The sequence below is a fragment of the Tildeniella sp. genome, assembly GCF_059505325.1.
Genome location: NZ_JCACKI010000033.1, coordinates 51,836 through 62,287, shown reverse-complemented (window position 1 = coordinate 62,287; position 10,452 = coordinate 51,836). Strand labels below are relative to the sequence as shown.

Annotated in this window: 11 protein-coding genes; 5 read left to right on the top strand and 6 right to left on the bottom strand. The window is 49.2% G+C overall.

The features are described from left to right. Positions 1-265 precede the first annotated feature (265 nt). Entirely contained in the window at positions 266-589 is a 324-nt protein-coding gene (locus AC5JO6_RS13305; RefSeq protein WP_496081549.1) for a S1 RNA-binding domain-containing protein, read from the top strand. A gap of 172 nt (positions 590-761) precedes the next feature. Here AC5JO6_RS13305 and AC5JO6_RS13300 read toward each other — a convergent pair whose 3' ends face one another. From AC5JO6_RS13300 to AC5JO6_RS13290, 3 genes are all read right to left on the bottom strand, one after another. Beyond that, positions 762-1,727 carry a tetratricopeptide repeat protein gene (locus AC5JO6_RS13300; RefSeq protein ID WP_496081548.1) on the bottom strand — a complete coding sequence of 322 codons (966 nt, stop codon included), beginning with the start codon at positions 1,725-1,727 and terminating at the stop codon, positions 762-764. Between the two features lie 425 nt (positions 1,728-2,152). Further along, the gene (locus tag AC5JO6_RS13295; protein WP_496081547.1) at positions 2,153-2,980 is read right to left on the bottom strand and encodes a hypothetical protein; all 828 of its coding nucleotides are present in this window, start codon (positions 2,978-2,980) and stop codon (positions 2,153-2,155) included. Between the two features lie 621 nt (positions 2,981-3,601). Continuing rightward, positions 3,602-4,825, bottom strand: a complete 1,224-nt coding sequence (locus AC5JO6_RS13290) for an HhoA/HhoB/HtrA family serine endopeptidase (protein ID WP_496081546.1) — start codon at positions 4,823-4,825, stop codon at positions 3,602-3,604. Between the two features lie 364 nt (positions 4,826-5,189). Between AC5JO6_RS13290 and AC5JO6_RS13285 the strand changes: the two genes are divergently transcribed. The 3 genes from AC5JO6_RS13285 (at position 5,190) to petM (ending at position 7,338) form a co-directional block, all read left to right on the top strand. After that, positions 5,190-6,149 carry a peptidoglycan DD-metalloendopeptidase family protein gene (locus AC5JO6_RS13285; protein WP_496081545.1) on the top strand — a complete coding sequence of 320 codons (960 nt, stop codon included), beginning with the start codon at positions 5,190-5,192 and terminating at the stop codon, positions 6,147-6,149. A gap of 150 nt (positions 6,150-6,299) precedes the next feature. Next, positions 6,300-7,040: a photosystem II biogenesis protein Psp29 gene (psb29, locus tag AC5JO6_RS13280; protein ID WP_496081544.1), complete on the top strand. Its 741-nt coding sequence runs from the start codon at positions 6,300-6,302 to the stop codon at positions 7,038-7,040. Positions 7,041-7,236: 196 nt separating this feature from the next. Then, positions 7,237-7,338 (top strand): cytochrome b6-f complex subunit PetM, encoded by a 102-nt coding sequence (gene petM / locus AC5JO6_RS13275; protein ID WP_496081543.1) that lies wholly within the window; start codon positions 7,237-7,239, stop codon positions 7,336-7,338. Positions 7,339-7,393: 55 nt separating this feature from the next. Here the strand turns inward: petM and AC5JO6_RS13270 are convergent, their stop codons facing one another. After that, positions 7,394-7,948: a hypothetical protein gene (locus AC5JO6_RS13270; protein ID WP_496081542.1), complete on the bottom strand. Its 555-nt coding sequence runs from the start codon at positions 7,946-7,948 to the stop codon at positions 7,394-7,396. A 386-nt stretch (positions 7,949-8,334) separates the two neighbouring features. On the opposite strand from AC5JO6_RS13270, the gene ygfZ reads away from it, so the two are divergent. Continuing rightward, positions 8,335-9,390, top strand: coding sequence for a CAF17-like 4Fe-4S cluster assembly/insertion protein YgfZ (gene ygfZ / locus AC5JO6_RS13265; protein WP_496081541.1), 1,056 nt, complete (start codon positions 8,335-8,337; stop codon positions 9,388-9,390). A 485-nt stretch (positions 9,391-9,875) separates the two neighbouring features. On the opposite strand, the gene AC5JO6_RS13260 is transcribed toward ygfZ, so the two are convergent. Beyond that, positions 9,876-10,016, bottom strand: coding sequence for a hypothetical protein (locus AC5JO6_RS13260; protein WP_496081540.1), 141 nt, complete (start codon positions 10,014-10,016; stop codon positions 9,876-9,878). 137 nt (positions 10,017-10,153) lie between these two features. Then, complete coding sequence (locus AC5JO6_RS13255) at positions 10,154-10,438, bottom strand: hypothetical protein (RefSeq protein ID WP_496081539.1); 285 nt, start codon at positions 10,436-10,438, stop codon at positions 10,154-10,156. Positions 10,439-10,452: the final 14 nt, after the last annotated feature.

The window sequence follows — 10,452 nt, the reverse complement described above, 5'->3', positions numbered from 1 at the left end:
TCCTGATTTTGCTACCTTTCCTCCCCTTCACAATGGACAAAGTCGAGCTAAGAGGATGTTTGAAAAGTCCTCCTGTTGGTAGCAAAACCCTAGATCCCCCTCAATCCCCCTTAAAAAGGGGAACTACAAGACTGCTTCCCCCCTTTTTAAGGGGGGCTTAGGGGGGATCGCTGAGTGCTCAATGTCACAGACCATACCTTTTCAAACACCCTCTTATTTCCGCTCCTAAACCAATATCCCAGAGTTCTCAAACCGAGGTAAGACAATGAGTGTGCAATTCTGGAATCAGGTTAAGTCGAACTATCGCCTGGGCGAACTGATTCACGGCAAGGTTGAACATCATGCGCCATTCGGGATTTTCGTCAACATCGGTGATGAAGTAGTGCGAGGTCTGGTTCAGATTACCGATTTTGCCGATAGTGGAGACATGACTCCAGAGATGTATCCCGATGTTGGCTTACCGATCGGCGCTGTCATTGTGGGCTATACCGAGGATGAGCGCCATCAAATTTGGTTGAGTGTCAAGCCAAGTGTGCTGCAAAAAGCCCTGGTGCATCTCAAGCTGCCAGCAACAAGCGAACGATCGTGACTAGAAGACGAGTTATCGGCAACCTCGCTACAGCAAAGAGAACTTGGCGCGACGTGGCATTGCGCTCTGTGAATTTCAGGTGCGATCGCGCTTTCACCCATTCAATTATTGAGTCTTTCGTTGATACGAGATCACCGATAACGAGAGGCGATCGTGATCTCTTCTCAAGGTTTTACCGAAGCTTTTGAATTTCATTCATCACTTTTTGGTATTCAGCCGTTCTGCCCTGCTGCTGTAGAAGTTTTGCTGCCTGCTGGAGATCGGCGATCGCGCCTTGCTTGTTTCCTGCATTACGGTAAGCAACGCCTCGATTGCGGTAAGTTAAAGCATTATTGGGATTAAGCTTGAGGGCTTGATTGAAATCGGCAACTGCGCCCTGGGTGTCGCCTAAATTGAGGCGGGCAACTCCCCGGTTGTTATAAGTAATAGCATCGTTAGGATTAAGTTTGAGCGCTTGGGTGTAGTCTACAATTGCTCCTTTCAGGTCATCTAATTTCCTGCGGGTAGATCCTCGTCGTTCATAAGCTTGAGCATCATTAGGATCGAGTTTGAGAGCTTGATTTAGGTCAGCTAGCGCTCCTTTTGAGTCACCCACATTGATACGGGCAGCGCCTCGATTGGTATAGGCTTTAGCATCATTTGGATTGAGTTTGAGCGCTTGATTTAGATCTGTAATTGCTCCCTGATTGTCTCCTGAATTATAGCGAGCAGCACCTCGGTTGGTATAGGCTTTAGCATCATTTGGATTGAGCTTGAGAGCCTGGTTCAAATCGGCGATCCCCCCCTGCCTGTCTCCTAAGTTAATGCGGGCAGCACCTCGATTGGTATAGGTTTTAGCATCGTTTGGATTGAGTTTAAGAGCCTGGTTCAAATCGGCGATCGCCCCCTGATCGTCTCCCACGTTAATGCGGGCAGCACCTCGATTGGTATAGGTTTTAGCATCATTTGGATTGAGCTTGAGGGCTTGCGTGTAGTCTGCAATGGCTCCCTGATAGTCACCTTTGCTGAACTTTTCACCCCCTCGCTTAAAAAAAGCATCGGCGCTGGTTTGGGCAACGATGAAGGCAGTTGTGGGCTGATTATTTCGGTATGGTTGGTTATGGGCGATCGCAACCTGACCAATCAAAAGCAGCGGCATAGACAAGGATGCAACTAACAGCCCGTTTAGTATTTTAGGGAAGCAATTTGAAGAATTCATAAACCCTAGCCAGATGAATGACTAAATAGATCATACATGCCTCAAAAATCCTCTAGAGGATTTTTGAGGCATGTATGATCAGTCACAGCCTTTTTCGCGGCATATCGCCTGGATGATTGGGAATGGTGGTATGGGATCGGTATCTGGGTTGTACCAGATCTCATGACTTTCTGCGGCTTGGCGATCAAAAACGAAGCCCGACATTTTAGTGACAATCTGACGATATGTGAAGCAGCTACTCACTCAGCGCCTCAAGTCTTTCTTTACTTTTATATAATCGACAACGAAGGGCGATCGCGTTACAAACCTCCCCAGATAGTTGAGAACCGGGGAGGTTTATCACTATGATTCTGAAGGCGATCGACTTACAAAATGACGTTGGAAATGTAATCCACTACAACGTAATTTACTTGATCAACCAACAAGACATTCGAGCCAACGACAACTAAATCGTAATAAGTCGGCAGATTGACATATGTATTCACTTGCTTCGGCAAACGTACTAATTTTTTTGCAATACCAGGAGGCAATCCCTTCCCACGCAGTAGTTGCTTTTGAATGCCAGGCGGGAGAGAGCGAGATTGACTCATAATTTGAGTCCTTGTGGCACTGGTCAACAGATTATTACAGCTACAGTTGCCACGGAGCAGATCAACTAGCACCGTGCGTTGGGTTGTTGTAAAGCTGGTAATCTGTGTTTGTTGCACACTGCGAACGGGACCGTTATACGCAACCAAAATTCGGCTGCTATCTTTGTAGACAGTCACAACGCTTTCGATCGTTCTGACCGTTGACCCTACCCGATTGCCCGCAAAGGTGAATGTCCAGGAATCGCCATTATCTACATACGGGCAGCTTTGGGCAGGTCCGTGCATTGAGGCTTCAGCACGGTAGTAGCGAATACCACCGTTTTTCGATTCTGCGGCTTGACGGGCAAGGTTTTTAGCCCGGTTCAAGTCAATACGTCTGGTTGTTCGATTCTCACAGTCATCATCGCAACGATCGCGTCTCCAATTGCGATTGCCATTCCGACCTTTCTTATCATCATCGTCATCATCGTCGTCATCGTCATCTCCATCTGCTATCAACCATTGGTTGCTGCTAGCATTCTGCTCAACAGAAGCGTTTGTTTGAGGTGTAGGAGCAAATGCATGAGCTGTGGCAGGCATTGCAGCTAGGACTGCGAGACTCATTGCAGTCAACAGACGTTTGCTTAGAGACGTAACAGAAAGTGAACGTGACATCAGATTTCTACCTCTTCTATAAAGTTGCGTTAGTTGTGTTGAATTGTCTGTGTAGTTGACCTGAGTCTTTAAACTGGTTCTACGCCTGTAGTGTTCCCTTCAGGTAGTGGACTTGACCACAACTTCACAGAACAGCGCTAGAAGCATGGCAAGTGACACAATGCTCTTTCATACAAATTGTGTGATCAGTTCAACTGCGTCAAAAAATGCTTTTTTGAGGCAATTTGTATCAACGATCGTCCGCCTCACAGATTTGGTTGACGCATAAAAACCAGCGTTTCAACTGCTAGTAAACGCTGATATAGCGGTTCCCATTAGAGGGCGGTACAAGGGCTGAGGTTTTAAGGCAGAAGGTAGGAGGCAGAAAGCAAGCCACCATTCTCTTTCACTTCTGCCTTCTGCCTCTTTGCAACTGTACTTCACTGAATTAGGAACCGCTATAGTTTGATGATCAATTGTGTTTCTAATCGTCAGTCTATTGAATCTTGCAAAATTTATGGCTATTGAGTTCCATTAACTCAAAGACAGCAAGAGGTTCAAAATAAAGATCATTGGCTTAACTAATGACCTTCAACTTTTGCTGGGAAACGGAGCGGGTTTTAATTGGAGGCTGCGCCGCTGTCCGTCACGCAAAATTTCGACAGCCAGCATCTTATTGATCGCGCTAGCCTCAACCCGTTCCTGCACGTCTGAGGCAGTTTTGACGACCTTGCCATCAACCTTTTGGATAATATCGCCCTGCCGCAACCCTGACTGAGCGGCTGGGGAATTATCAAAAACACGCACGATCAATACGCCCTGATTCTGATTCACTTTGAGCTTCGCATCGTCATCTTGATTGATCTCTTTGCGTAGCGCTGGCGTGAGGTCAACCATTTGAATCCCTAAATAGGGATGTTCCACTTTGCCTTTAGCAAACAGTTGGTCGGCAATCCGTTGTGCCGTTGCGATCGGGATTGCAAAGCCAAGCCCCTGAGCATCGGCTCGAATGGCTGTATTGACACCAATCACTTCACCTCGGTCATTCAACAACGGTCCACCCGAATTACCAGGGTTGATGGCAGCATCGGTTTGAATAAAGCTGACGCGCTTGTCAGGTACGCCCACTTGCGAACTAGACCGTCCTGTTGCGCTAATGATGCCTGCGGTGACGGTGTTGTCCAGCCCTAGAGGATTACCGATCGCGATCGCCCATTCCCCCGGAGTCAAGTTGTCAGATCTGCCAATCTGTACCGTCGGTAGCCCTGTTGCGTTAATCTTGACGACTGCCACATCCGTCACTGAATCAGACCCAATTACACGACCCTCAAACGTGCGACCGTCTTTCAGCGTCACCTCTACAGTGTCAGCTCCCGCCACTACATGAGCATTGGTGAGTAAGCGACCATCACCACTCAAAATAAAACCAGAGCCTGTGCCACGCTCGACACGCTCTTTGGGCACTGGCACCTCATCACCAAAGAAGCGTCTAAAGAGAGGATTGCGGAAGGCATCAGGCAGGTTGTTCATTACTTTACGAGCCGCATCAATCCGGACAACAGCGGGACCAATCCGTTCGACTGCTGTAGCGATAAAGTTGAAGCCGCCTGAGCCACTACTTGCTGCATAAGGAGCGGCAGCCACCGTTGGGCTGGTTGGTTTGCTGGGCAATGTCTTCAGCACGGTTGGCATATCCGCAGAGTTGGAGCTAAGCCGCTCATGAGGCAAAAAATATTGACCACCAAGAATCCCTGCGCCGCTACCGATCGCCAGTAACGAGACGTATGTTGCCAACTGCTTTAACGAGAGATTCATAGGTTGATTAGCCTAACAACAGCGGTACTTAGCTCAAACATGGGCTTATTGTAACTGAGGCAGTGAGGAGTAAGGGGGCAGGGGGCAGAGGGAGCGGGGGCAGCAGAAGACGGAGAGAAGGATCAAAACTCACTCTTTAACCCGCAACTCACAACTCTCTAGCAGCGCTACTCAAAACTCTCCCCCTGCTCTCCCCTGCTTCCCTCTCTCCCTCGCTTCCTCTTCCTCCCCTGCTCCCCGTCCTTCCTCTTTGATTCAAAATCCGGATTAAGCCTGCATAACGAAGAAGGGCATAAAGGGCAACGCGATAGAGTGGAGGAGCAGCATTTACCTTTCACATGTCACTATTGGAACCCTTGGCTGTATGAGACGACTTCACTGGCTATCGATGCTTTCGGTATGTTTTGGGATGACCCTGGCAGCTTTGGATGCGGCACGATCGCCCGTCCTTGCCCAGACAAAACTTGGACAGACAATGCCCACAGCAGCGTCTACTCCATCAGCCTGTACTGCCCCGGTGCTCTCGCGGCTAGTGCGCCACAAAGTGGTCTCTGGCGAAACGTTAGAGGAAATTGCTCAGAAATATAACCTCATTCCCTCAACTTTAATGGGGTTCAACCCAGTGCTGCGTAGCGGTAAGGCACCGATCGGCGCTGAAATTTTAGTGCCTCCCTTCAACGGCATTCGCGTTGCGCTGAAGCCTAACCAAACCTGGCGGGATGTGGCAAAGACCTACAATATTCGCTCTGATGTGTTGTTTGAGGTCAACGGTTGCCAGCCAGCACCGAAAGTCGTCTTTGTGCCGGGAGTGAACTGGTCACCTGTAGCGACCACAACGTCTACTAGCCAACCTGCGGCTGCACAAACAGGAAAGATCCTGTCCGCCTATCCGTTATTATCAAAGCCCACGCGATCGGCACTACTGCTTGCGTATGGTTGGGGCATTCAGCCAACAACAAGCAAAGTTGGTTTTCATAGCGGCGTTGACCTGGCAGCAGCTGTAGGTTCGCCAGTGCTGAGCGTTGCTGACGGTACCGTTGCTTTTGTGGGCAGACAGGGCGCATACGGCAATCTCATTGTCATTAACCATGCTGAGGGCTTGCAAACCCGCTACGCGCAACTTGCCAGTTTTAAGGTCAAAGTGGGGCAGATCGTGAAACGTGGACAGCCGATCGCCACTGTGGGCACAACCGGAAGCCCTAGTTCCAAAGCACCACATTTGCACTTTGAAGTGCGATCGCGCTCTACACTCGGCTGGGTTGCCGAAAATCCTGCACCTTATGTCCTCAGAGATCCCGTGCGACCGACTCAAGCGCAGAAATGAGCAAAGTACGGTATGCGAAGTCTTTAACAAACTGATCAATGGTTCTCAGACGACGATCCAGGGGATTGCTGTCCGTCGCTTCTAGTCAAAACTTGGCAAACTTGCCGTCAAGCGCGAGAATAGAGATAGTCCTGCCCTATCCCTTTTGCTGTGAATAACGTCCGCACCGTCTCAGACACTAAGAGAGCTTTCTACATCACTCATACTCGTCCAATTAATTCGATCTACCGTCGGGTAGTAGAGGAATTAATGGTCGAGATGCATCTGCTGACGGTCAACGTAGACTTTCACTACGATGCTTTCTACGCGTTAGGTGTTTTTACCTCCTTCCATCGCTTCATGCAGGCGTATCGCCCTGAGCAAGATATCGCCTCCATTTTTGACGGTCTTTGTCAGTCACTACAGGATGATCCTCAGCGCTACAGGCACGATGCAGAACGCCTGCAAGCCCTGGCAAGCCGATCGTCGGTCGAGACTCTTATCAAATGGCTAGAGCAAGCAGAGCCGATCGCAGACTTTAATGAGCTGCAAGCACAGGCAGCCGCGATCGCGCACAACGCCACCTTTAAATACAGCCGTTTGTTTGCGATTGGTCTGTTTACCTTACTGGAGACAGCCGATGCCGATTTGGTCAAGGATGAAACCAAACTCAAGGATGTGCTTAAGCGTGTCTGTGCGGCTTTAAATGTGTCTGAAGACAAGGTGCAAAAAGACCTGGAGCTTTACCGCAGCAACCTTGAGAAAATGGCTCAGGCTCAGATTGTGATGGAAGATGTGCTAAAAGCAGAGCGCAAGAAGCGAGAAGAGCGCGATCGGGCAAAAATGGCTGCGAATACCGTCAACCCATCTGATGCAGCCGAAGTAAAAGGAGAACCGACCCCCGGCTCCTAGCGATCGTCAACGGTTGCTCAACAACTGCGGTCAGTCCTGAACGCCTCCTCTGTTCAAACTGCCAGGTACATAGCTAAACCGGGTGTACCAATCTAGTTTAGAATGCTCTCTATCAGCGAGATGGCAGCGTTGGCAATCGGTGCTGCCTTTTTCGCAACGCCATCCGTCAACGCACTCCCAAGGAAGAACATAACCCATGAGTGAAATTCTCAATGCTGCTTTACTGGCTCCCGTTCTGGTTTTAGTTGGTCTCAGCGTCGGCTTTCTCCTGCTGAAGCTCCAGGGCGGTGAAGAATAACGGCAATAGGCAACGAATAACAGTCATAGGCAAAAGCAATATTCAACCTTTTGCCTCAGCCTTCTAATCGTTCAGGTTCGTATTCCGCTGTTGCGTACGGCAGATTGGCAAACGTTTGCTCTACAAGGTGCTGCGTTTTTTGATCGAGTCGATGCCAGTCTATGTCTCCAGCTTCATCGAATAAAGCACCATCGATCTTGACTCCTTGACTACTACCGCTTTCTCCAGGAACGTGAGAGGTGCCGATCGCAGCGTCATAATCTTGAAAACAAATTTGGTAGCAGAGGTTCCAGAGGTCTACCGTCACATTACACTCCTGTTTCTGAAGGTGCAGATGATAGCCCGGATAGGGTGATGGTAGTGCTGTCAGAGCTGATTCGATCGCGATCGCCTCTTCTGCTGAGGCGGTTTCAAGTTCTGCTTGGAGCTGAGCCACTTTAAACTGAGTTGCCGCATTAACATCTTCAGCCCAAACCTGAACCTCTTCATACGTACCGCGCCACGTAGACTGTTCGAGCTGCTTGCGAAGATTGTCAATCAACCGGATAAAGGCAGGTTGCATGAGTTGCTCTGCTTGCTGCCAGGTCGCTAAATCCTGAAATTTTGGCATCGGTAGAACTGAAAATGTAGCTTACGCGACCGTGAGAATAGCTGAAAAAAAGTATTTCCTCAAGTTTTCGTAACAGAACCGCAATAGTGTTTCGCACGGTTTGATTGCTGCTGCTCTGTTCTACCTGTCGGGTGTTGCGTACGATCGACAGCCCCTACTGTCGCCCATCAGCTACTTGAGGTCTTCTCCCAGTTTTCTGAAGCTCCCCGGTTTACTCGTCCTGCAACGCCTGAACTGCTTGGCATTATCAAGTAGGCTTGCTTCCGTTGACTCTCGCCTGAAAACTTAAAAGTCTGCATCATCGCTGGCGATCGTGCAGACTTTTGGTTTAGACGGGCTTGACTCGCGCTAACCTGTAAGCGAGAGGTTTGAGTGAGTTGATACCGATGGCTGAAAGTTTGCGTGATGTCCAAGTACAGCTTGGTGCTGTGTTTGAAGATGCAACGGTGCCTGTAAGTTTCGGCAATGAGGCAGTGGCAGTCCAGGCAGCACGATCGGGTGTGGCAATTTGCGATCGCACCCACTGGGGACGCATTGAGCTTTCTGGAGACGATCGCCTTAACTTTTTACACAACCAGAGTACTAATGATTTCAAGCGCTTGAAACCAGGGGATGGTTGCGACACAGTCTTTGTCACGTCCACCGCTCGCACCATTGATCTGGCTACAGCTTATGTTCTAGAAGATGCCATCCTGATTCTGGTTTCACCCAACCGCCGTATGCACCTATTGCAGTGGTTAGACCGCTATATTTTCTTTGGTGACAAAGTAACGCTGACTGATGTGACCGAGCAAACATCGACCTTTAGCGTCATTGGGTCGGACAGCAGCAAGCTCTTAAAACAGCTAGGTATTGATGCTTTGTCCAATCAACCGTATGCCAGCCATCGCTTGATAAGACTGGCAGGACAGGCTGTACAAATTGCAGTCGGTAGTGGTCTGGCACTAGAGGGCTACACATTGACGATGGATACAAGCGCTGCGTCGAGCGTGTGGAGGGTCTTGATGGAAGCAGGTGCTGTTCTACTTGGCGAACATGCCTGGGAGCGTTTGCGGATTGAACAGGGTAGACCTGCACCGGATCATGAACTCACAGAAGATTACAATCCATTGGAAGCGGGGCTATGGCAGACGCTTTCGTTTGATAAGGGCTGTTACATTGGGCAAGAAACGATCGCCCGTCTCGATACTTACAAAGGCGTTAAACAGCAGCTTTGGGGCATTCGTCTTCAAAGCATCGCTGCGCCAGGAACGATTATTACGATAGGGGATGAAAAAGTCGGTACCCTCACCAGCTCGACTGAAACGGATCAAGGAACGTTCGGGTTAGCGTATATTCGCACTAAAGCAGGTGGAGCTGGTCTACACGTTCAGGTTGGTGTTACAGAGGGGGATATCATTGATGTGCCGTTTGTGACGCGTGGGCGTATGGACGATCGCTAAAGAGCTTCTGCACCTACACAACACAATGACATCTGTAAACTGACGCTCCCCTAAATACAGTGAATACGTTAGCTAGAGCATAGTTTAAAAGTAAGGCTTCTTTGCACTGGAAACTGGCAGTGGCGACGACACAGACATTAGCGTTCGCAAAGCGAGTGCTTTGTACTCAGCCACGCTCAAAGGGCTACAAGCTGACTCCGCAGATTCTCAAAACTTTAAGTTTGCAGTCCCGCAGGCGGACTTTGTTTCTGTAGCGGCGTAGAGCCATTGACATCCAAGAAATGCAAAGCGTCTCCAAAGAAATTATTCGATTCGCCTGCTACTTCTCAGATATCCTCTCAGCCATTTGCTCAAAATATCACTTGAAGCTGAATGAAAAAAGGGCAGACAGTGCCCACCCTCAAAACGTTCTTTGAGTTTGAACTACTCAATGCCTTCGATGCGGTCTTCGACTTCTTGATAGAGTTGGCGAAGGCGATCGCGCCTTACGCAACATCATCTGCTACCGTTTGCTCAACAAAATTCTGCGCCTCTCCTGCTTCCAGTTCAGCGAGTTTTGCGGTTAGTTCTGCCAAGCGTCGCGCCGCATTTGCCCGACGCACTGGATTTTTTCTTTCCAGAGCCATTCACTCTCAAAATAGACGGCGAGTTGATGTGCTCTAAGTGAGTCTGCTGGCAGAATGTAATCGTCTGAGTTTGCGCTAGTGTCCATGAGAAAAACCTCATTTGCGTATCAATTCTCAGCAAGCGGCGTTGGGCTTCATTATAAACAAACCGACTTACTGCGATGAAACGGGGCAAACGCAGCTTCAACACCCAAACCCACGTCATAGCGAGCTTCAGTTGGCATTAGGCTGGTATGCCTTGCAATAATCGTGTAGTCCCCAGCCTCTAAATTTCGGAAGAAAGCAGTTGCTTGGCGAACCGTCACAGATTGTTGCGCCTGAAAACGACCATCGTTTGTGACGAGGACAACGATCAGGTCGCCATCGACTGAGGACATTGCCACTTCATTCTGGTTCCAAATCGCTACATAGATTTCAGCCATCTGTTCAGGATATC

What these genes read in the sequence shown, in the direction of transcription:
- AC5JO6_RS13305 (WP_496081549.1), top strand. Translation starts at nt 266, where the DNA reads ATGAGTGTGCAATTCTGGAATCAGGTTAAGTCGAACTATCGCCTGGGC.
- AC5JO6_RS13300 (WP_496081548.1), bottom strand. Translation starts at nt 1,727, where the DNA reads ATGCCGCTGCTTTTGATTGGTCAGGTTGCGATCGCCCATAACCAACCA.
- AC5JO6_RS13295 (WP_496081547.1), bottom strand. Translation starts at nt 2,980, where the DNA reads ATGAGTCTCGCAGTCCTAGCTGCAATGCCTGCCACAGCTCATGCATTT.
- AC5JO6_RS13290 (WP_496081546.1), bottom strand. Translation starts at nt 4,825, where the DNA reads ATGAATCTCTCGTTAAAGCAGTTGGCAACATACGTCTCGTTACTGGCG.
- AC5JO6_RS13285 (WP_496081545.1), top strand. Translation starts at nt 5,190, where the DNA reads ATGAGACGACTTCACTGGCTATCGATGCTTTCGGTATGTTTTGGGATG.
- petM (WP_496081543.1), top strand. Translation starts at nt 7,237, where the DNA reads ATGAGTGAAATTCTCAATGCTGCTTTACTGGCTCCCGTTCTGGTTTTA.
- AC5JO6_RS13270 (WP_496081542.1), bottom strand. Translation starts at nt 7,948, where the DNA reads ATGCCAAAATTTCAGGATTTAGCGACCTGGCAGCAAGCAGAGCAACTC.
- ygfZ (WP_496081541.1), top strand. Translation starts at nt 8,335, where the DNA reads ATGGCTGAAAGTTTGCGTGATGTCCAAGTACAGCTTGGTGCTGTGTTT.
- AC5JO6_RS13260 (WP_496081540.1), bottom strand. Translation starts at nt 10,016, where the DNA reads ATGGCTCTGGAAAGAAAAAATCCAGTGCGTCGGGCAAATGCGGCGCGA.
- AC5JO6_RS13255 (WP_496081539.1), bottom strand. Translation starts at nt 10,438, where the DNA reads ATGGCTGAAATCTATGTAGCGATTTGGAACCAGAATGAAGTGGCAATG.